The following is a 20,019-nucleotide window of genomic DNA, read 5'->3' on the forward strand; positions in this document are numbered from 1 at the left end:
TTGTCGTGTAAATAAATACAGATAATTAATACTATGAGACTACACGATGCTCGCCCTCAGAAGGGTTCAAAAAATCGCGGTCGGCGTGTCGGACGCGGAATTGCAGCAGGTCAAGGCGCTAGTTGCGGTTTCGGTATGCGGGGTCAGAAATCCCGTTCTGGTAGGGGAACTAGACCGGGTTTTGAAGGCGGTCAACAACCCCTTTATCGTCGAGTACCTAAACTTAAAGGTTTTCCCCTCGTTAATCGTAAAATATACACTACGATTAATGTAGAGAAGCTATCTTCACTTCCGGCAAATACAGAAGTTAATGCGACCTCGTTACAGGAGAATGGTATTCTCACTGCCGTACAAGGGCCATTAAAAATTCTAGGAGATGGAGAATTGAACGTTGCTCTTAAGGTACAAGCCGCAGCTTTCACGGGTACGGCTCGTAGCAAAATTGAGGCAGCTGGTGGCAGTTGTGAAATTGTATAAGTGACTTAGCTTTCAACTTGCACTCTTCGTATTACCGCCATCAGGTGCCTGGTTAACATTCATCGGTAGATCGTCATTATGATAAGTCGAGATAGAGCACCAACAGCTCAAGAAACTTTTATGCAGATGGCACAAGCAGCCGGTTTGAGAGGTCGGCTGTTTGTCACCATAGGTATCTTACTTTTGATTCGTTTGGGTATTTATATACCTATTCCAGGAATAGATCGGGTGCGATTTAGTGCCGCTATGTCACAAGGTAATGGCTTAGCAGGGATATTAGATATCTTCTCTGGTGGTGGTTTTTCTGCTTTAGGAGTATTTACCCTAGGTATTTTACCTTTTATCAATGCTTCAATTATCATTCAACTGCTCACCGCTGCAATCCCCAGTTTAGAAAAGTTACAGAAAGACGAAGGTGAAGCAGGAAGGCGGAAGATTTCACAAATTACACGATACGTTGCTTTGGGTTGGGCAATTGTTCAAAGCATATTTATTTCATCAGTTTGGCTGAAAAACTTTGCTCTTGACTTCGGTCCTATTTTTGTATTTGAAACTGCCTTGGCTTTAGTGGCTGGCTCGATGTTCGTGATGTGGGCATCCGAAGTAATTACGGAGCGGGGAATTGGTAATGGAGCTTCATTACTTATTTTCCTCAATATTGTCTCGTCTTTACCTACAACTCTGGGTAGCACTATTAGTTTTGCTCAAGTTGGTGGTCGTGAAGCTGTAGGTCAAGTAGTTGTATTGCTTTTACTGTTCTTAGCAACAATTATTGGTATCGTATTCGTTCAAGAAGGAATGCGACGGATTCCAATTATTTCAGCTAGACGGCAAGTAGGTAGAAGAGTTCTTGCAGAACAACGTAGTTTCTTACCCTTGAGACTTAATCAAGGTGGAGTAATGCCGATTATTTTTGCAACCGCAATCTTAAGCTTACCGCTTTTAATTGGAAACTTTACTCAAAATCAGCAAATAGCTAACTTTACAAGCACTTATCTAAATCCAGGTGGTTCTGGTTGGTGGGCTTACGCTTTAATTTACCTGTTTTCAATTATTTTCTTTAGCTACTTTTACTCTTCTTTGATTGTCAACCCAGTTGATATCGCTCAAAACTTGAAAAAGATGGGTTCTTCTATTCCAGGTATTCGCCCTGGTAAAGCTACAAGTGAATATCTTGAAAGAGTTTTGAATCGTCTCACCTTTCTAGGTGCTGGCTTTTTGGGATTGGTTGCGATTATTCCCACTGTGGTTGAAAGGGTATTGAACGTACCCACTTTCCGTGGTTTAGGTGCTACGTCCTTATTAATTCTCGTTGGTGTGGCTATTGATACAGCGAAGCAAATCCAAACTTACGTTATCTCTCAACGTTATGAAGGGATGGTGAAACAATAGTGACCAGGATTATTTTTTTAGGTCCCCCAGGAGCTGGTAAAGGTACTCAAGCTAAAACTTTAGCAGACCATTGGAAAGTTCCCCACATTTCAACTGGCGATATACTCCGCGAAGCAATCAAAGAACAAACACCTTTGGGTGTGAAGGCAAAAAGTTTCGTGGATAGCGGTCAGTTGGTTCCTAGCGAACTAGTGCAAGATATGGTAGAAGAGCGGTTGCAAAAAGCGGATACTAATTCCGGATGGATTTTGGATGGTTTTCCTCGCACCGTAGAACAAGCCACTTTTTTAGATAACTTGTTGAAAAAAATGAATTTGGGTGGTGCATTAGTAATTAATTTAGATGTGCCCGACGAGGTAGTGGTTGGTCGTTTGCTCGAACGCGGACGCAAAGATGATACCGAAGAAGTTATTCGTCGTCGTCTGGAAGTTTACCGTTCCGAGACTACACCTTTGATTGATTATTATGGCGATCGCAATCAATTGGTTGTAATAAATGGTAATCAATCTGCCCTAGAAGTTACTTCTAATCTGAAGCAATTAGTTGTTAGTTGTTAGAAGTATAGTTGTTAGTAGTTGGGATTATCGTTTGTACTAACTACTAACAACTAGCATTGATTTACCGAATCGGCAATAAAACTTTAAATAAGATATATTAATAAATTGTTGATATATTATCTGCAAAAAATTGCAAGCTAGATAAATGCAATTAAAAAAGGCTGTTGAGTTGAAGGAAAAACAAATTGTCCAAACAAGATTTAATTGAAATGGAGGGCACGGTAACAGAATCCTTACCTAATGCCATGTTCCGCGTTGACTTAGATAATGGCTTTAACGTTCTCGCTCACATTTCTGGTAAGATTCGCCGAAACTATATCAAAATTTTACCCGGCGATCGCGTGAAAGTAGAGTTAACACCTTACGACCTAACCAAAGGTCGTATCACCTATCGACTGCGTAAGAAGTAAACCCATGTGGAATATTATACTACAATCTAATAGCTTTGGCTTTACAACTATTTAACTGAAAAATTTCCGATTTTGTGTTATAATTTACTATTTGGAGTTTGATGAGAGACAGATGAAAGTTCGAGCCTCCGTAAAAAAAATGTGCGAGAAGTGCAACGTCATAAAGCGTCGCGGTCGCGTAATGGTTATTTGTCAGAATCCCAAGCACAAGCAAAGACAAGGATAAACTTGTTTTTTGTGGGCTAACAAAGCGAATAGTCTAAAATAATTGAGATTTGACTCAATAGCTTTCAAGGTTCAGATTAAAGTTCAGATTTGTCTTGATGCACTTAGACATCTGAATGTGAAGAGTGGGTATAGATGAAAGAACAAATATGAGGAGATTTCTATAATGGCACGTATTGCCGGAGTAGACTTACCACGTGATAAGCGTGTTGAAATAGGTCTAACCTACATTTTCGGAATCGGCTTAACAAGCGCTAAAAAAATTCTAGCCAGTACGGGTGTAAATCCAGATACCAGAGTTAAAGAGTTGAGCGATAGTGATGTCGCAGCGTTACGAGCAGAAGTAGAGAAAAATTATCAGGTCGAAGGTGACTTGAGACGCTGGGAAGCTATGAATATCAAGCGTTTAGTTGATATTGGTACTTACAGAGGTCGTCGTCATCGTATGGGCTTGCCAGTTAGAGGTCAAAGGACTCGTACTAATGCTAGAACCCGTCGGGGTAGAAGACAAACAGTAGCCGGTAAGAAGAAGGCACCAGGTAAATAAAATATAAATAAAATAATTAATTACCCGATTAATTATTTTTACCTATTGGCAGGATAATCGATTTTCTAGGTTAATTCAACTATAACGATATGGCGCGACAATCAGCAAAAAAAGGCGGAAGCAGAAAGCAGAAACGTAACGTACCTAATGGAATAGGCTATATTCAGTCTACTTTCAATAATAGTATCGTTACAATTACTGACCCTAACGGAGATGTAGTTTCTTGGGCTTCTGCTGGTTCGAGTGGTTTTAAAGGAGCAAAGAAAGGAACTCCTTTTGCCGCTCAAACAGCAGCAGAAAGTGCAGCAAGAAGGGCTATGGATCAAGGTATGCGTCAGATAGAAGTTATGGTCAGCGGTCCCGGGGCAGGTAGGGAAACTGCGATTAGAGCAATTCAGGGAGCAGGATTAGAAATAACCTTAATTCGCGATATTACCCCAATTCCCCACAATGGTTGCCGTCCACCAAAAAGACGTAGAGTTTAAATACATTAGTTGGTTATGGCTTTCGGCGATAGGTATGTTGTATTTATCTATTATGCCGATTTTGTCCTCTCTTACGGAAGGCAATAATTTGATATTACATCTGTCTTAAAGAAGCCAGTTCCCCTCACTCAAGAAATTGGCCGTCCGTGGAAGTTAAATAGCTTGTATAAAAAGCTAGTTAATTTCGTATATTGATTAAGAATAAATCAAGTCTCTAGGCGAATTGAGTTATCAATTTTAGATAACTTTTCCTCGCAAAGTGGCAATTTAATTTCATTAGAGGTGGGTAATATTTATAATTGCCTGCCGCTATAAGACCTGATTCAGAAGGGAGGTTACTCCGTGGCGCAGTTTCAAATTGAATGTGTAGAATCTAATACAGAAGAAAGTCGGAGCCACTATTCTAAATTTGTTTTAGAACCTTTAGAGAGGGGTCAAGGAATTACAGTTGGCAACGCTCTGAGAAGGGTTTTATTAGCCAATTTAGAGGGCACATCGGTTACAGCAGTAAGAATTGCGGGAGTAACCCATGAGTTTGCCACCGTTAGAGGTGTGCGTGAAGATGTGCTAGAAATCCTCATGAGAATGAAGGAACTTATTCTTAAAAGCCATTCACCTCAACCCCAGATTGGTAGGTTGCTTGTTAATGGTCCTGCAACAGTTACCGCAGCACACTTCGACTTACCAAGTGAAGTAGAAGTTATAGACCAGACTCAGTACATAGCTACTTTAGCAGAGGGTGGCAGGCTGGAAATGGAATTTAGGATTGAAAAAGGAAAAGGCTATCGCACCGTAGAAAGAGGTCGTGAAGAAGCTACATCCTTAGACTTTCTGCAAATAGATTCCATTTTTATGCCGGTACGGAAAGTTAATTACAGTGTTGAAGAAACTCGTGGAGAAAACGGGTATCCGAAAGATAGACTGCTTTTAGAAGTTTGGACAAACGGTAGTATTGCTCCACAAGAAGCTCTTTCTTCTGCTGCTGGGATTTTAGTAGATTTATTTAATCCACTGAAAAATATTGAAATTAACCCAGAGGATACAGTTTCAGAAATTGACCAAGATCCAACCGCTCAAATACCCATCGAAGAATTGCAGCTTTCCGTGCGAGCTTATAACTGTTTGAAACGGGCGCAAGTCAACTCGGTAGCGGATTTGTTGGATTATACCCAAGAAGACCTTTTAGAAATAAAGAACTTTGGTCAAAAGTCAGCTGAAGAAGTAGTAGAAGCCTTACAGCGACGTTTGGGTATTACACTGCCTACAGAAAGGGCTTCAAAACACGCCTAAATTAAACAATCCATAATTAAACCTAGATGACATCATGCGTCACCGTTCTAAACTAAAAAAACTTAGCAAACCAGCAGATCAGCGCCGTGCCTTGCTCCGAGCGCTTTCTACCGAGCTGATTCGCCATGGGCGAATTACTACTACTGTTACTCGCGCCAAAGTGGTCAGAGCAGAAGTAGACAAAATGATTACTTTAGCCAAAGATGGTTCCTTAAATGCCCGTCGTCAGGCTATAGGCTACCTTTACGACAAAGATTTAGTTCATGCTTTGTTTGAGCAAGCTCCGACTCGGTATGGAGAACGTAAAGGGGGTTATACCCGTATTTTGCATACAGTGCCTCGTCGCGGTGATAACGCTCAAATGGCAATTATTGAATTAGTTTAATTGGGTAATGGATGTAGTTTCCTGGTCACAATTCCTCTGTAAAAAAATGGGCAGGCTTCCCGTTGTGATTCTCCGAACCACAACGGACGAGTCCCTAAGTTTGAAAACTAAGGCTTTTTAAAAAGCCTGCCCATTTTTTTAGGAGTACGTCGGTAAGCAACATCCTTAATTTTAATTGTATGTCAGGAAGCCGACCATCGGAACAAACTCAAAGGGTTGCCTTGGTGATCCAATATCAAGGCACCCATTTTCATGGTTGGCAATGGCAACCCAATTACCGTAGCGTTCAGGAAGAGATCGAAAAAGCGATTTCCACTGTTGCTGGCAATAAAGTGACTTTACATGGTGCTGGGAGAACAGATAGTGGAGTTCATGCAGCAGCGCAAGTAGCTCATTTCAATGTAGTAAGTAAAATTCCACCATCAAAGTGGGCATCTATTTTGAATAGTTACTTACCGTCGGGTATATTGATTAGAGCTTCTGCGGGTGTTAATAATGATTGGCACGCTCGTTTTGATGCAAAGTATCGACGCTATCGTTACACGCTATACAATGAAAAAATACCAAATTTATTTGTTAAACCCTTTAGCTGGCATTATTATCAAGCTCCTCTAGACGAATCCTTAATATATAGTGCGCTTGAACCGTTAATTGGAAAGCATCACTTAGCAGCTTTTCATCGGGCTAATTCTGGGCGCAAGCATTCATGGGTCAATGTACAAGACGTAGAATGTTATCGTAACGGGGCGTTAGTGCATATTGAAATTCAAGCAGATGGGTTTCTCTATGGTATGGTTCGTTTGTTGGTAGGAATGTTGGTTCAAGTTGCTACCAAAGAGCGAACGATAGAAAATTTTACCAAAATCTGGCAGCAAGAGCGCCGACAAGAAGTAAAATACGCTGCACCTCCACAAGGCTTATGTTTGTTAAGGGTAGGATACGATGAATTTCCTTTTCCTCCCGAAGTTTGGTACGATACTCAGCCCTTGTTTAGTTTTACAGATAATTTTCCTTCTGAACTTTGTAAATAAAATTTCAGATAATATTCTAAGTAAAATTACCGTACAAAAATGTAAATTTATTCTTCCACATTCCACAATATAGTAATGAACAAAACTTATCTTCCCAATCAACAAACCGTAGAGCGCGATTGGTATGTAGTAGATGCAGCCGACCAACGCCTTGGTCGTCTGGCTACTGAAATAGCAATGGTTTTACGCGGTAAAAACAAGCCACAATTTACCCCTCATATGGATGCTGGGGACTTTGTGGTAGTCGTCAATGCCGAAAAAGTTGTAGTAACTGGCAAAAAGAGTTCTCAAAAACTGTATCGCCGTCACTCCGGTCGTCCTGGCGGAATGAAGACAGAAACCTTTGAACACTTACAAGGACGTTTACCAGAACGTATCATCGAAAAAGCTGTTAAAGGTATGTTACCTAAAAATAATTTAGGGCGACAGTTATTCAAAAAACTCAAAGTTTATGCGGGTTCGGAGCATCCTCATTCCGCACAACTGCCCAAAGAATTAAAAATTGACACAATTCCAGGAGAACAAAATTAATGCAAGCAACAGAAAATGATAGCGGACGCGCCGTATACTGGGGAACTGGTCGCCGTAAGTCTTCAGTAGCAAGAGTACGTCTGGTTCCCGGTAATGGCAAAATGACCATCAATGGTAAAGAGGGCGACTTGTATTTTCAATTTAATCCCAACTACATAGGAGGAATTAAAGCTCCTTTGGAAACATTGGGTTTGGAAAACGAATACGATATTTTGGTAAGAGCGAATGGTGGCGGTTTAACCGGACAAGCAGACGCAGTTCGTTTAGGAGTAGCTCGCGCTTTGTGTCAGCTAGATCCAGATAATCGTCCTCCTTTGAAAACTGAAGGCTATCTTTCTCGCGATCCTAGATCGAAAGAACGTAAGAAATACGGTTTGCATAAGGCTCGTAAAGCTCCTCAGTATTCTAAGCGTTAATACATAGTCTCACCAACTCTATATTTGAAAAATTAGAGTTAGGTACGTCATAATTGATATATACTCACCATTCAGTACGAAAAATGGCAAAACCAGAAATTCATCCAGAGTGGTATCCAGAAGCCAAGGTTTACTGTAACGGTCAAGTTGTAATGACCGTTGGCTCTACCAAACCCGAATTACACGTAGATGTTTGGTCTGGAAATCACCCCTTTTATACAGGTACTCAGAAGATTATTGACACCGAAGGTCGCGTAGAACGCTTCCTGCGTAAGTACGGTATGTCAAGTAGTCAAACAAAGAAAGATAGCAGCCCAGAAAATATTGCCGAAGGAAATAGCGGCGACGAAACTAAAAAATAGCCACCAGGCAATACTTCAATCAAACGACTCAGCTTTACTGAGTCGGTTTTTTAGTCTTTGCCTGTAAATCTATTTTTTTAGGAGCGTTGCACCATCATGGCCGAACAATATTTACTAGAAAAACTACAATCCGTTGAACAAACCTTTAACGAATTGACTCGTCGCTTAGGTGACCCCGATACTGCCAGAAACCCAGAAGAGTTCCAGGAAGTAGCAAAAGCCCGTTCTGGATTGGAAGAGGTAGTGAATACCTACGAAACTTGGAAAAATACCCAAGAAGAATTAGTTGGAGCGCGTGAAGTCGCAAAAGAATCGCAAAGCGACCCAGAGTTGCATGAAATGGCAACTTTAGAAGTAAAAGAACTCGAACAGAAAACAGAAGAGCTTGAGGACCGTTTAAAAGTATTACTATTACCCCGCGACCCCAACGATGAGAAAAACATCATGTTGGAAATACGTGCCGGTACCGGTGGTGACGAAGCAAGTATCTGGGCTGGCGATTTGGTACGTATGTACGAACGCTATGCCAGTACTCAGGGTTGGAAAGTAAAATTACTCAGCGAGTCTTTAGCTGAAATGGGCGGTTTCAAAGAAGCGGTGCTGGAAATTAAAGGCGATAGCGTCTACAGTAAACTCAAATTTGAAGCCGGAGTTCATCGAGTGCAGCGCGTACCCTTAACCGAATCTGGGGGAAGGGTTCATACATCTACTGCTACCGTAGCAGTGATGCCAGAAGTGGATGATGTGGAAATCCATATTGACCCCAAAGATTACGAAATGTCTACCGCTCGTTCCGGTGGTGCTGGTGGTCAAAACGTAAACAAAGTTGAGACAGCAGCAGACCTTTACCACAAACCTACTGGTATTAGAATTTTCTGTACCGAAGAACGCAGCCAGTTGCAAAACAAAGAACGGGCGTTGCAAATTTTGCGTGCTAAATTGTACGAAATGAAGCTGCGCGAACAACAAGAAGCAGTTACCGATTTACGTCGTTCGCAAGTGGGTACGGGTTCGCGTTCCGAGAAAATTCGCACCTACAACTACAAAGACAACCGAGCAACAGACCACCGTCTTGGTGAGAACTATTCGCTCAACCCAGTTTTAGAAGGTGATTTAGATCCAATAATCCAATCTTGTATATCTCAAGACCAGCAAGAGCGTTTAGCAGAACTTGCTGCTTCAGTGAACAATTAATGTTAATTAATGTTAATAGACAATTAAAGAATTAGGAACTGGATACAAAAGGTTTGAAATATTCCCACTCGCTAGCCATTCCTACATCATCAGAAACCGTCTCTTGTGACATTGCTTTCAATACACATAGGCGGTTTTGTAATGCGTTATAAATTGCGTCTTCCATCTCCACAGGATAGGGATAACATTTAAATTCCCGCTCCATGATGTGGTTTATTAACTGCAATTTTTTGTAATTTGGACTATTTTCAATTAATTTCTCTACTTCCTTCTGCCAAGTCGGGAAAATACGGTAGCTGAAAAATCCACTACAAACCCCACCTTCCTGATTCCAGTAAGAAATACAAACCTTATGTTTTAGTAAAGTAATTTTTTTAATTTTTTTGACATCTAAACCAGTAGCTCTCAAAGTCTCTTTCGCTTCAGATGACGAAAGTCGCCATAAATCTGGTTTAATTCTATTAGAGGTAATTAGATTTTTGCCCTTTGGGCGGTATCGATTCTTTTTAAATTTTTGACCTAACATGATGCAACCCGTTTGATTCGCAGAAATAACCGATAAATTAGTAGATTCTTTTGATTCTTAAAAATTTAGTAGATAAACTTGGTTGTCCCTTAGTGCTAACTTAGTTAGCTAACATTAACACTTTAACAATACACTTTACAAACAAAGCTGTCAATAAAAAATTAAACTTATAATATGGAAACGAAAGTTTTCAATTTTTATAGTTAAGTTAAACTCTTCAAACGTGGATACACAAGCTAGACAAAAACTAATAGAAGTAATTAAGCTAGCTCGCGGTTCAATGAGCCTACGGGCTTTTGGTAAAGAACTAGGAGTTTCTGCAACATCTGTCCTATCCTGGGAGAAAGGAGAAAAAGTTCCAGACACAGCTAATTTGGCTTCGATAGCTGCTCGTGCTGGTTATACTTTTGAAGAATTATTTTCTCATCTAGAAGGAAAGCGTATACCTGAAGCTTCTGAATTGAGTGTAGTTTTGAAGCAAGTTAGTAATATGCCATTGTCCCAGGCAGCAATTGTCGGTAAAGCTATTATGGATAGATTGGCCGCTGCTGCTGATTCTTCAGACAATGAGGTAAAAGCGAGTTAAAGAGAAACCATTATTTGTATTAATTGTTTTTGTCTTCATAATGCGCCTTTAAAAATTGACTTATATAGTTGACTCATCTGGCTTGAAAGCTAAAATAAACTCATATAGTGAATTAACAAAGTTACTTTTTTATACAAGTCTTAGACTTGGCTTGCAAAGTCGCTATTAGAAACTTATTGTAAATCTAATAAGCTGTCAATATTGGGTTTACAATTCGTAAACAAGGACTTAAAAAATTATTTTTGCAATAGCGTTCATAGTAATAATTAGTGAAACCAGAAGGCAGAAAGAAACTAAGTGAGATAGCAAGAGCGGCTCGTGGTTCCATGAGCCAAAGAGTGTTTGCAAAGTTTTTAGGCGTTTCATTCTCTACAGTACAGGCATGGGAGAGAGGCGATTCTATTCCAGACATTCAAAATTTAGCCAAAATCGCAGAAAGAGCAGAATATTCCATAGAAGAATTATTCAGTGACTTAGGTATGAAACCTGCCTCAAAACCTTCGGATTTAGCAGTAATTCTTAGACAAATAAATAAAATGCCTTTAACTGATGTAGCTCAAATAGTTCAAGCTGGTGCGGCTAGAATATCTGCTGCTGCTGAATCTATTAGTAACGAAGCAAAAGCAAGTTAAATTTTAATCAAAACGCAATAACTAATGTAGAGACGTAGCAGTGCTACGTCTCCTTTCGCTGCAATATCACTAAAATTTCTTCCCTTACAACAATTCCAACACGAAAAATGTAGTTAAATTTTGTTAAGATTGGACACAATAGAAGGCGCGTTCCCCTAAACAAAACCATCCCTTACCTTGGAGATACTTGATGCTACGACTAGAACATATCAGTAAAATTTATCCCACAGGCGAAGTTCTCAAGGATGTCAACTGGGAAGTTAAAGCTGGCGATCGCATTGGTTTAGTTGGCGTAAATGGTGCGGGAAAATCCACCCAGTTGAAAATCATCATGGGGGAGATGGAACCAACATCCGGTGAAATTATTCGCCCCAATAGCCTGCACATCGCTCACCTTAACCAAGAATTTGAAGTAGATCCTACTCGCACAGTAACCGAAGAATTTTGGACGGTATTTGAAGAAGCCAATGCAGTACAGTTAGCTTTAGCTCAGGTGCAGCGAGATATGGAAACCGCGACACCTGACGAACTCGATAAATTAATTAATAAATTAGATAAATTACAAAGACAGTTTGAAGCCTTAGACGGTTACGGCTTAGAAGCTCGTATCGGTAAGATTTTACCAGAAATGGGGTTTGAGCAAGAAGATGGCGATCGCCTGGTAAGTTCTTTTAGTGGTGGTTGGCAGATGCGGATGGGTTTAGGTAAAATTCTGCTGCAAAAACCCGATTTACTACTGTTAGACGAACCGACAAACCACTTAGACTTAGAAACTATTGAATGGTTGGAAAATTATCTTAAGGGTTTAAATACCCCAATGGTAATAGTTTCTCACGACCGAGAATTTCTTGATAGACTTTGTACCTCAATAGTAGAAACAGAACGCGGTGTTTCAACAACTTATTTAGGTAATTATTCAACATACTTATTACAAAAAGCAGAAAATCAAACAGCACAACTAAGTGCATTCGAGCGTCAGCAGAAAGAATTAGAGAAACAGCAAGCATTTGTAGAAAAATTCCGTGCTAGTGCTACTCGCAGTACTCAAGCGAAAAGTCGCGAAAAACAGCTTGATAAAGTAGAGCGTATTGAAGCTCCCATTGCTGGAATGAGAACTTTACAGTTTAAATTTCCTCCAGCACCTCGCAGCGGTCGCGAAGTAGTAGAAATTAAAGATTTAACTCATATTTATGACGACAAAATTCTATTTTTAGCAGCGAATCTATTAATTGAAAGAGGCGATAGAATTGCGTTTTTGGGACCCAACGGTGCTGGTAAATCTACTTTGCTACGGTTGATTACCGGTATGGAAAAACCCACAGAAGGCGAAGTTAAATTAGGCGAACACAACGTTATTCCTAATTATTTTGAACAAAACCAAGCCGAAGCGTTGGATTTAAATAAAACCGTCATGGAAACAATTCATGATGAAGTTCCTGACTGGAAAAACGAAGAAGTCCGTACTTTGTTGGGAAGATTTTTATTTAGTGGCGATACAGTTTATAAAAAAGTTGATGCTTTAAGTGGTGGAGAAAAAGCGCGTTTAGCATTAGCTAAAATGCTGTTGCGTCAGGCGAATTTACTTATCTTAGATGAGCCGACAAACCACTTGGATATTCCTGCCAAAGAAATGCTCGAAGAAGCTTTGCAAAATTACGACGGTAGCGTAATAGTAGTTTCTCACGATAGATATTTTATTTCCAAAGTAGCTAATAAAATAGTTGAAATTCGCGACGGTGAATTCCGAGTGTATTTGGGAGACTATCATTATTACTTGGATAAAATTGCCGAAGAGAAGGAGCAAGAGAAATTAGCAGCAATTGAAGCAGAAAAAGCTGCAAAAAGAGAAGCTAAGAAGAAAAAAGCGGCAGCTAAGCGCAAGTAAATTTAATTATAGGTTGATTTTGCGATAGTAAATTTCACAAGTGTATAGATTTATTTTAATTAAGCCCTCTTTATTAAGGGGGTATTTTAATGACTTTACTTACTTAATTTTGATTACAGCACTTACGCAAACAAAGGTAACGTAATTGCGTCACTATTCGCTGCGCGTTCTTCTGAGGGTGTCCGATAGGACATAGTAATCTCTCCAGAGGCTGGGATTACCCACACCCTGCGGGTGAATGTTTCCCTACACTGCGTTTTGGTCGCAATGACAATTTATAATTGCGTAAGTACTGAATCCATTAAATTGTTAAATACTTTTTATAAGCTCCTATTAAAATGAATTAGATTTAGAGTAGCCTTGATTATAAATTTGCTCCCCGCTGCTTAATAAATGCTCCCCATCTATTAATAAGCAATTTAATCCATCTGGCTATATAGTAAGCATATATAAATTGAAAATATTTAAAACCTATATTCTAAATATCTAATTTGATTTTGATTAAATATTAATACTTAATAGAACCTTTTATTACTGTAGATGCGGCTAATGACTATTTTCCTTTTCCCATTTCCGCTTCCCTTTTAAGGAAGAATTATAAATATAAATCATACAAATTAAAAAATAACAATATGTAAAACAGTACTGATAAGAGATTAAACTATTTCCAATCACAAAATTTAAAGTGTCAACTACCTGTTGTTACGAAAACTTTACTGAATATCAGACAATTGCAAGAAATATATATGAAAATTAGAGATAATTCATAAAATAATTTAATACGCATAAAATTAATAAGCAAAAATTCACTTGCAGTTGTGAGTGTCAATGGTATTATTCGGATATTACGAAAAGTAAAGGGCAGTTTTGTTATGACAAAAGCACCTGTTTCTCCCGTGGTGCTAGTAATATTAGATGGATGGGGTTACTGCGAGGAGACCAAAGGAAACGCCGTTGCCGCCTCTTCAACACCTGTGGTGGATAGCTTAATTAAAGCTTATCCAAACACGTTGATAAATACCTCCGGGAAAGCGGTAGGTTTGCCAGAAGGGCAGATGGGCAACTCAGAAGTAGGACATTTGAATATCGGTGCTGGAAGAGTTGTACCGCAAGAATTAGTAAGAATATCAGATGCTGTAGAAGACGGTTCAATTAATCAAAATCCAGCATTAGTTAAAATTTGTCAGGAAGTACGAGGCCGTCAGAGTAAACTGCATTTGGTCGGATTATGTTCTGAAGGAGGCGTACATTCACATTTAAGTCACCTATTCGGCTTATTAGATTTAGCTAAAGCTCAAGGAATCTCAGACATTTGCATTCACGCGATCGCGGACGGACGCGATACTAAACCCAGTGAAGCAGTAAAGTCAATTGGACTTATTCAAGATTATATAGACCGCATAGGAGTCGGACGCATTGTAACTATTAGCGGACGCTACTATGCAATGGATAGAGATAAACGTTGGGATCGCGTCCAAAGCGCTTACGATGTAATGACGCAAGATGACGAGTCTAGCGATAGTCGTTCTGCAGCAGAAGTAGTCAAAGCATCTTATGCAGAAGGCAAAACAGATGAATTTATTATTCCTGTTAGAATAGCTCCCGGAGCCGTTGAAGCAGGGGATGGAATCATATTTTTTAATTTCCGTCCCGATAGAGCTAGACAACTAACTCAAGCTTTCGTTAAATCAGATTTTGACGGTTTTGAAAGACAGCAAATTAAACCGCTATCTTTTGTTACTTTTACGCAATACGAGCAAGATTTACCAGTAGAAGTCGCATTTAAACCCCAGAATCTGAATAATATTCTTGGTGAAGTAATTTCTCAACATGGTCTAAAGCAATTTCGTACAGCTGAAACCGAAAAGTATGCTCACGTTACCTACTTCTTCAACGGTGGTTTAGAGGAGCCACTCGAAGGAGAAGATCGAGAACTGGTAAATTCTCCAATGGTAGCCACCTACGATAAAGCCCCACTAATGTCAGCAGCAGCTGTTACTGACGTAGTTTTAGGAGCCATTAAAAAGGGTATTTATTCCTTAGTAGTAGTTAATTATGCCAACCCAGATATGGTAGGGCATACGGGAAACATGGGAGCTACCGTTGAAGCATTAGAAGCGGTAGACAAATGTTTGGGACGCTTGTTAGAGGGAATAAGCAAAGCTGGAGGGACGGCATTAATTACCGCCGACCACGGTAATGCAGAATACATGATAGATGAGACGGGAAATCCCTGGACTGCTCATACTACGAACCCAGTTCCTTTTATTGTGGTAGAAGGAGAGAAAGCGAAAATTGCCGGACACGCTACCAATCTCAAATTAAGAACTGATGGTAAGTTAGCCGACATTGCTCCCTCTATTCTGGAGATTTTGCAGCTTCCCCAACCGCAAGAAATGACTGGAACATCATTGTTTAAGCCAGCAGAGTATGACGTAAAAGTTCCCCGCAGCCCCATGAATTTGGTGATGCAGAATAATTGATAATTAGTTGTTAGTGGTTAGTGGTTGGTAGTTAGTTGTTAAGCTGGCTGCTGGCTGCTGACAATTAACTACTCATAAAGCTTGCAACGTCACGCATTGAAGGTAAAACAGGAAAATATCATAAATCCTATTAAAGTTTAAGTAAAAGAATTAAGTTAAAATCTGTTTAAATATTGGTTGTTGAGTATAAACCGGTTGATTAACCACAAACAACTAACAACTAGCAACTAACGACTAATAACTATTCATAAAATTCATGACTGTTTCAAACATAATACAAGGCATCTGGGCATTTTCTGCAATCGGTTTAATCGTTTTGGTATTGCTCCACAGTCCCAAAGGTGATGGAATTGGAGCTATCGGCGGACAAGCACAATTGTTTAGCAGTACAAAAAGTGCTGAAAATACTTTAAATCGCGTTACCTGGACGCTAACAGTAGTTTTTCTGGGTTTAAGCGTAGTTTTAAGTGCTGGCTGGCTTGGAGCTTCCGTTCCTAGCACTGCTAATCCCCCAATTACGCCTAATTCCGCTCCTATTAACTCTAATCCCTCGGATTTATCTGCTCCCGTAACTTCTCCAGCCCCTTCTATTTCTCCAGCTCCTTCTGATTCTTCCGAACCGTAAAATTACTTTCTTCAACTCTTTCTAAACTGTAAAAATTACAGCTTTGTTGGAATGAGAAAAAATCTAAGCTTATTTAAACGATTCAGAATAGCTTTAGGACTGGTAATTACCACAGCACTGCTCGTTATGTTTACTAACGTGCAGTCTTTTGCTGTGTTTGCAAAAATTAACTTGACAAAATTACCGCATTATCAGACGGATATAAAACTAGCAAAAAAAATCTCTCAGAATCCTTCTGAACCTTTCCAAAAACCTCATCCTCTGCCATTAACTTTAGAAAGATGGCAAGATGAAACAAATAGCGGTGATTATTTTTCTGAGATTAAACCTACTAAATATGGTTATTTAATTTGGTCAGAATTTCCAGTTAAGATTTATTTAGAAACACCAAATATAAACAACAATCAGCAATCTCAACAATGGATGAATGTTGTCTCGCAAACAGTAGAAGAGTGGAATAATTATTTACCTTTAAAAATAGTTGAAAATTCAGAAGAAGCAGATATTAAAATTATTCGGAAATCTCCACCACTACAGTTTACTCCCGGAAAAAAACTTCCTCGCGCTCGTTCTGCATTAACTAGTTACAAAGTCTACGAGAAAGACAATGCTTTATATCATCGCTTCAATATTTTATTGAGCCCCAGTCAGACAGGTAAATATCTTTTAGCAGCTTCTCGTCACGAATTAGGACATGCTTTAGGAATTTGGGGACATAGTAAAGATAAAGGTGATGCTCTATATTTTTCACAAGTTAGGAATCCGCCGATAATTTCTGCTAGAGATGTGAATACTTTGAAGAAAATTTATCAGCAGAGTACTAGTTTGGGGTGGGGGAATAATTTAGGAACATAGTAGATTTGTAGCTCGGGCTAAGGTTCCTGACCCAACAATTATGATTCTAAATTTTGAATAAACTTGTTTAATAACAGAAAAGCGTTTTTTATTTTTACGAATCATCTCCACAATTATCATTTCGGATGCTTCCATCTAGCATGATAGTGTTGCAGAAAATTGCATCTTCAAAAACTTGTTTAACTAATTTAAGGAAATAACTCATGTAATTGGGGTCACTTAAAAGACTAGGTTCTGGTTTGACACCTTTCAAATTAGCATTAGTGAGATTGGCTCCTTTAAAAGAGGTTTCGTCAAGAATAGCACCAAAAAAACTGCTTCTACTAAGGTTCGCATTCCAAAACCCTGTTTGATGTAGTCTAGTATTATTCAGGTTAGCTCCTATTAGGATAGCTTCTTCCAAACCAGTTTCAGTGATATCAGAACCGCTGAGGTCAGCTTGAGTGAAGTTGGCTTTTTCACAATCGCTTCCAGATAAAAATACATTTCTCAAATTAGCTCCACTAAAGTTAGCATCAGCCAAATCAGCAGATCCTAAGTTAGCATCTTCTAAGAAAGCTCCACAAAAATTAGCTCCAGTCAAATCGGCTGATTGCAACCAAGCTTCTTTCAAGTTAGCCTGACTGAAGTTAGCACCAATCAACTGAGCGCTACCCAAGCCAGCACTACTCAAGTTAGCACCACTTAGATTAGCATTTTCCAATTCTGCACAATCAAAATTAATTTCACTCAAATCAAGACCACTTAAGTTAGCTCCATTTAAATTAATTCCGGTAAATTCTCTTTCCCCAGCAGCATAACGCTGCAACAATTCCTCAGCAGTCATCTGACAATTCATTATTTACTTTTGACAACAATTAATAGGTTACAGTTATTGTATAGTACTAAGGTATTAGAATAAACTTGACCGTAGTCCCACCTTTTTCAGCAGGGTTTACTCTCGTTACAAGGTTCTACCTTGTAATGCATTTCAAAGAGGCTCTGCCTCGCAGTGTATTCTAGAGGGACACAGAGCTTAACCAAAAGGGGTTTTCAGGTAGAGATTGGGAACTGATTACTTAATAGATGTCGATACAACCTAAAATTCCGGGAGACGTAGCACTGCTACGTCTCTACATTAATTTTTTTCCTGCTTGACATAATCACACCGCTCCCGCAAAACACATTTACCACAACTTGGATTCTTCGCAGTACAAACCCCCGCACCAAAATCAAATAGCGTCAGATTCCACATCCCAACATTATTTTCTGGAGCTATTTCCTCTGCTTTTCTCCAAAGTAATGGACAGCGAGATTTTACTTTCCCACCTTCAAAACCAAAAAAGCGCTCGAAAATCCGCGCAACATTAGTGTCAATCACTGCTTTACTTTGCCCAAATGCATTTGCACAAATCGAGCGGGCTGTATATTTACCAACTCCCGGTAATTTGACTAATTCTGCTTCCGTATTTGGAACTTTCCCTTGATATTCTTCAATTAATAATTTTGCTGTTTTGTATAATCTTTCGGCTCTAAATGCAAGTCCTAAAGGCTGTAAAATATTCTTGATATCTATAAATTGTGCTTCTGCTAACGCTTCAACTGTCGGATATTGCTCCATGAATTTCTTGTACAAAGGAGCAACCAAAGGCGCGTTAGTCTTCTGTAACATAAATTCTGCGACTAAAATAGCATAAGCATCTTTTGTATTTCGCCAAGGAAATTTTCTACGATGCTTTTCTCCCCAAGCTAATAATTCTCTACGAAACCATTTGATTTGATTTATATCAAAATTCAAATTCACGTTTAAACCCCCAAAAAATATAGTGCGATATGCGATCGCACTACAAAAAATAGATTGGTTTGTCAAACTCAAACAGCTTTTTTTGTTTGTTGAGGATGGAAATGCAAGCTCCTTCCGTTAACGATTTCGTCGTAGAGCTTTTCTAACTGGGTTATATTCTTGCTGAGAGTATAACGCTCTAATACTCGCTGCCGTGCTTTTTGCCCTAACATTAATCCTAATTCGGGGTGATCTTGGAATAATGGCAATAAAGTACGTAACTGAGAACGAACCCTGTTAGTATCAAGTACTACACCTGCTCCATCCTGCAAAACTTCCCCATCGGCACCAACTTCAGTTGCTAAACAAGCTAAGCCGCAAGCCATTGCTTCTAATAGAGATAAAGATAAACCTTCAACTAACGAAGGTAATATAAATACATCTGCTCCCCGTAAAATTTCTATACGGCGACTGTCATCGGCAATGAAACCCAGCCAGTTAATACCGTGTTCCGAACCATAAAAAGGCTCTAAACCGGCTCTTAAAGGGCCATCACCAACTACTAATAACTTACTTTTTGGACCCATTTCTGCCTGTCTCCAGGCACGCAGTAGAGCTTCAACGTTCTTCTCTGGGGCTAATCTTCCTTGGTAAACAAACAAACGTTCGGCTTGAAATTCGGCTTTAATAGCTGAAAAACCGGGAGAATATTTGTCTACATCGACTCCATTAGGAATAACGGCAACATTTTGGGCCGGTACACCCATACGAACTAGTAACTCCCGTTGGAGTTGAGAAAATACGATCACACTGTTGTAATTACCTAGAAACGGCGCATACAATTGATACGCCAAAAGCTGGGTTCCGGATACAAGCTTTGCTCCTTTTCCAGCGAATGGAGTATGAAAAGTAGCGATTAAAGGTATGTTGAGCTTCTCACAGATTTCTGGTAGCAGAAAATCTAAGGGAGATAAAGTCAGAGAAGCATGAACGATGTCTGGTTTAATCCTTTGCAGCGATTCGGTAAGAACCTTTGTCGCTTTAAATGCAGGAATTGTATAAACCTGAGACTTATAGATAAAAGGTAAGGGTACCTCCGGACAACTTAACTCTTTTGAGCCTTGGGAAACTTCTTGAGCAAAATGAAGAAAGCTAACTTCGTGTCCTCGCTCTAGCAAGGCATTAGTGATTTCTCTGCTATAGGTAACATTGCCACAAAAGGGCGATTTTTTTCCAATCCAAGCTATACGCATTCTTGATTAGTAATCTGGAAAGGGGGTTTATTCGGTCAGCTTTTCTGCGAATCTAAGTAATATGAATTAACTGTTGTACTAAGATGGCTCTATGGATATCATAATATTTC

General features: G+C 39.4%; 23 protein-coding genes and 1 pseudogene. 20 read left to right on the plus strand and 4 right to left on the minus strand.

Features of this window, described 5'->3' with window-relative positions; translation table 11 throughout:
• The first annotated feature begins 33 nt into the window (after positions 1-33).
• The 14 genes from rplO to prfA all read left to right on the plus strand — a co-directional run bounded on the left by rplO (position 34) and on the right by prfA (position 9,302).
• Positions 34-477, plus strand: a complete 444-nt coding sequence (gene rplO, locus RIV7116_RS12840; RefSeq protein ID WP_015118732.1) for a 50S ribosomal protein L15 — start codon at positions 34-36, stop codon at positions 475-477.
• Positions 478-555: 78 nt separating this feature from the next.
• A complete protein-coding gene (gene secY, locus RIV7116_RS12845; protein WP_015118733.1) occupies positions 556-1,869 on the plus strand; it encodes a preprotein translocase subunit SecY in 1,314 nt (437 codons plus the stop codon).
• On the plus strand, positions 1,869-2,426 hold the full coding sequence (locus tag RIV7116_RS12850; RefSeq protein WP_015118734.1) for an adenylate kinase: 558 nt from the start codon (positions 1,869-1,871) through the stop codon (positions 2,424-2,426). The genes secY and RIV7116_RS12850 overlap by 1 nt, the downstream gene beginning before the upstream one ends.
• A gap of 185 nt (positions 2,427-2,611) precedes the next feature.
• A complete protein-coding gene (gene infA, locus RIV7116_RS12855; RefSeq protein WP_006276978.1) occupies positions 2,612-2,836 on the plus strand; it encodes a translation initiation factor IF-1 in 225 nt (74 codons plus the stop codon).
• A 112-nt stretch (positions 2,837-2,948) separates the two neighbouring features.
• Entirely contained in the window at positions 2,949-3,062 is a 114-nt protein-coding gene (rpmJ, locus tag RIV7116_RS34905; RefSeq protein ID WP_015118735.1) for a 50S ribosomal protein L36, read from the plus strand.
• 165 nt (positions 3,063-3,227) lie between these two features.
• Positions 3,228-3,608 carry a 30S ribosomal protein S13 gene (rpsM, locus tag RIV7116_RS12860; RefSeq protein WP_015118736.1) on the plus strand — a complete coding sequence of 127 codons (381 nt, stop codon included), beginning with the start codon at positions 3,228-3,230 and terminating at the stop codon, positions 3,606-3,608.
• A gap of 89 nt (positions 3,609-3,697) precedes the next feature.
• Positions 3,698-4,093 (plus strand): 30S ribosomal protein S11, encoded by a 396-nt coding sequence (gene rpsK, locus RIV7116_RS12865; RefSeq protein WP_015118737.1) that lies wholly within the window; start codon positions 3,698-3,700, stop codon positions 4,091-4,093.
• Positions 4,094-4,435: 342 nt separating this feature from the next.
• Positions 4,436-5,383, plus strand: a complete 948-nt coding sequence (locus RIV7116_RS12870) for a DNA-directed RNA polymerase subunit alpha (RefSeq protein WP_015118738.1) — start codon at positions 4,436-4,438, stop codon at positions 5,381-5,383.
• 34 nt (positions 5,384-5,417) lie between these two features.
• Entirely contained in the window at positions 5,418-5,768 is a 351-nt protein-coding gene (rplQ, locus tag RIV7116_RS12875) for a 50S ribosomal protein L17 (protein WP_015118739.1), read from the plus strand.
• A 179-nt stretch (positions 5,769-5,947) separates the two neighbouring features.
• Positions 5,948-6,799 (plus strand): tRNA pseudouridine(38-40) synthase TruA, encoded by an 852-nt coding sequence (gene truA / locus RIV7116_RS12880; protein WP_015118740.1) that lies wholly within the window; start codon positions 5,948-5,950, stop codon positions 6,797-6,799.
• 75 nt (positions 6,800-6,874) lie between these two features.
• Positions 6,875-7,330 (plus strand): 50S ribosomal protein L13, encoded by a 456-nt coding sequence (rplM, locus tag RIV7116_RS12885; protein ID WP_015118741.1) that lies wholly within the window; start codon positions 6,875-6,877, stop codon positions 7,328-7,330.
• Complete coding sequence (gene rpsI, locus RIV7116_RS12890) at positions 7,330-7,746, plus strand: 30S ribosomal protein S9 (RefSeq protein ID WP_015118742.1); 417 nt, start codon at positions 7,330-7,332, stop codon at positions 7,744-7,746. Before rplM ends, rpsI begins: the two co-directional genes overlap by 1 nt.
• An 83-nt stretch (positions 7,747-7,829) precedes the next feature.
• On the plus strand, positions 7,830-8,108 hold the full coding sequence (rpmE, locus tag RIV7116_RS12895) for a 50S ribosomal protein L31 (RefSeq protein ID WP_015118743.1): 279 nt from the start codon (positions 7,830-7,832) through the stop codon (positions 8,106-8,108).
• A 96-nt stretch (positions 8,109-8,204) separates the two neighbouring features.
• Positions 8,205-9,302, plus strand: a complete 1,098-nt coding sequence (gene prfA, locus RIV7116_RS12900; RefSeq protein WP_015118744.1) for a peptide chain release factor 1 — start codon at positions 8,205-8,207, stop codon at positions 9,300-9,302.
• A gap of 31 nt (positions 9,303-9,333) precedes the next feature.
• On the opposite strand, the gene RIV7116_RS12905 is transcribed toward prfA, so the two are convergent.
• A complete protein-coding gene (locus RIV7116_RS12905; RefSeq protein ID WP_015118745.1) occupies positions 9,334-9,828 on the minus strand; it encodes a hypothetical protein in 495 nt (164 codons plus the stop codon).
• A gap of 223 nt (positions 9,829-10,051) precedes the next feature.
• On the opposite strand from RIV7116_RS12905, the gene RIV7116_RS12910 reads away from it, so the two are divergent.
• The 6 genes and pseudogenes from RIV7116_RS12910 (at position 10,052) to RIV7116_RS12935 (ending at position 16,894) form a co-directional block, all read left to right on the plus strand.
• The gene (locus tag RIV7116_RS12910; protein WP_015118746.1) at positions 10,052-10,414 is read left to right on the plus strand and encodes a helix-turn-helix domain-containing protein; all 363 of its coding nucleotides are present in this window, start codon (positions 10,052-10,054) and stop codon (positions 10,412-10,414) included.
• A gap of 269 nt (positions 10,415-10,683) precedes the next feature.
• Positions 10,684-11,046, plus strand: a complete 363-nt coding sequence (locus RIV7116_RS12915; protein WP_015118747.1) for a helix-turn-helix transcriptional regulator — start codon at positions 10,684-10,686, stop codon at positions 11,044-11,046.
• Positions 11,047-11,236: 190 nt separating this feature from the next.
• Entirely contained in the window at positions 11,237-12,931 is a 1,695-nt protein-coding gene (locus RIV7116_RS12920) for an ABC-F family ATP-binding cassette domain-containing protein (protein ID WP_015118748.1), read from the plus strand.
• Between the two features lie 872 nt (positions 12,932-13,803).
• A complete protein-coding gene (gene gpmI / locus RIV7116_RS12925) occupies positions 13,804-15,414 on the plus strand; it encodes a 2,3-bisphosphoglycerate-independent phosphoglycerate mutase (RefSeq protein ID WP_044290916.1) in 1,611 nt (536 codons plus the stop codon).
• 256 nt (positions 15,415-15,670) lie between these two features.
• Positions 15,671-15,895, plus strand: a pseudogene (gene secG, locus RIV7116_RS36440) (preprotein translocase subunit SecG); the annotation flags it as partial.
• Between the two features lie 195 nt (positions 15,896-16,090).
• The gene (locus RIV7116_RS12935) at positions 16,091-16,894 is read left to right on the plus strand and encodes a Zn-dependent protease (protein WP_015118751.1); all 804 of its coding nucleotides are present in this window, start codon (positions 16,091-16,093) and stop codon (positions 16,892-16,894) included.
• A gap of 94 nt (positions 16,895-16,988) precedes the next feature.
• Here RIV7116_RS12935 and RIV7116_RS12940 read toward each other — a convergent pair whose 3' ends face one another.
• The 3 genes from RIV7116_RS12940 to RIV7116_RS12950 all read right to left on the minus strand — a co-directional run bounded on the left by RIV7116_RS12940 (position 16,989) and on the right by RIV7116_RS12950 (position 19,909).
• Positions 16,989-17,720: a pentapeptide repeat-containing protein gene (locus RIV7116_RS12940; protein ID WP_044290918.1), complete on the minus strand. Its 732-nt coding sequence runs from the start codon at positions 17,718-17,720 to the stop codon at positions 16,989-16,991.
• 291 nt (positions 17,721-18,011) lie between these two features.
• Positions 18,012-18,677 (minus strand): A/G-specific DNA glycosylase, encoded by a 666-nt coding sequence (locus tag RIV7116_RS12945; protein ID WP_015118753.1) that lies wholly within the window; start codon positions 18,675-18,677, stop codon positions 18,012-18,014.
• A gap of 68 nt (positions 18,678-18,745) precedes the next feature.
• Complete coding sequence (locus RIV7116_RS12950) at positions 18,746-19,909, minus strand: glycosyltransferase family 4 protein (protein WP_015118754.1); 1,164 nt, start codon at positions 19,907-19,909, stop codon at positions 18,746-18,748.
• Between the last annotated feature and the right edge of the window lie 110 nt (positions 19,910-20,019).

It is taken from the genome of Rivularia sp. PCC 7116 (genome assembly GCF_000316665.1).
GTDB lineage: Bacteria > Cyanobacteriota > Cyanobacteriia > Cyanobacteriales > Nostocaceae > Rivularia.

Excerpts from the sequence above, each read along its gene's own strand:
- secY (WP_015118733.1), top strand. The coding sequence starts at position 556 with ATGATAAGTCGAGATAGAGCACCAACAGCTCAAGAAACTTTTATGCAG.
- rpsK (WP_015118737.1), top strand. The coding sequence starts at position 3,698 with ATGGCGCGACAATCAGCAAAAAAAGGCGGAAGCAGAAAGCAGAAACGT.
- truA (WP_015118740.1), top strand. The coding sequence starts at position 5,948 with ATGTCAGGAAGCCGACCATCGGAACAAACTCAAAGGGTTGCCTTGGTG.
- rpsI (WP_015118742.1), top strand. The coding sequence starts at position 7,330 with ATGCAAGCAACAGAAAATGATAGCGGACGCGCCGTATACTGGGGAACT.
- rpsM (WP_015118736.1), top strand. The coding sequence starts at position 3,228 with ATGGCACGTATTGCCGGAGTAGACTTACCACGTGATAAGCGTGTTGAA.
- RIV7116_RS12920 (WP_015118748.1), top strand. The coding sequence starts at position 11,237 with ATGCTACGACTAGAACATATCAGTAAAATTTATCCCACAGGCGAAGTT.
- prfA (WP_015118744.1), top strand. The coding sequence starts at position 8,205 with ATGGCCGAACAATATTTACTAGAAAAACTACAATCCGTTGAACAAACC.
- rpmE (WP_015118743.1), top strand. The coding sequence starts at position 7,830 with ATGGCAAAACCAGAAATTCATCCAGAGTGGTATCCAGAAGCCAAGGTT.
- RIV7116_RS12950 (WP_015118754.1), bottom strand. The coding sequence starts at position 19,909 with ATGCGTATAGCTTGGATTGGAAAAAAATCGCCCTTTTGTGGCAATGTT.
- RIV7116_RS12940 (WP_044290918.1), bottom strand. The coding sequence starts at position 17,720 with ATGACTGCTGAGGAATTGTTGCAGCGTTATGCTGCTGGGGAAAGAGAA.
- RIV7116_RS12905 (WP_015118745.1), bottom strand. The coding sequence starts at position 9,828 with ATGTTAGGTCAAAAATTTAAAAAGAATCGATACCGCCCAAAGGGCAAA.
- RIV7116_RS12935 (WP_015118751.1), top strand. The coding sequence starts at position 16,091 with ATGAGAAAAAATCTAAGCTTATTTAAACGATTCAGAATAGCTTTAGGA.
- rplQ (WP_015118739.1), top strand. The coding sequence starts at position 5,418 with ATGCGTCACCGTTCTAAACTAAAAAAACTTAGCAAACCAGCAGATCAG.
- rplO (WP_015118732.1), top strand. The coding sequence starts at position 34 with ATGAGACTACACGATGCTCGCCCTCAGAAGGGTTCAAAAAATCGCGGT.
- rplM (WP_015118741.1), top strand. The coding sequence starts at position 6,875 with ATGAACAAAACTTATCTTCCCAATCAACAAACCGTAGAGCGCGATTGG.
- rpmJ (WP_015118735.1), top strand. The coding sequence starts at position 2,949 with ATGAAAGTTCGAGCCTCCGTAAAAAAAATGTGCGAGAAGTGCAACGTC.
- gpmI (WP_044290916.1), top strand. The coding sequence starts at position 13,804 with ATGACAAAAGCACCTGTTTCTCCCGTGGTGCTAGTAATATTAGATGGA.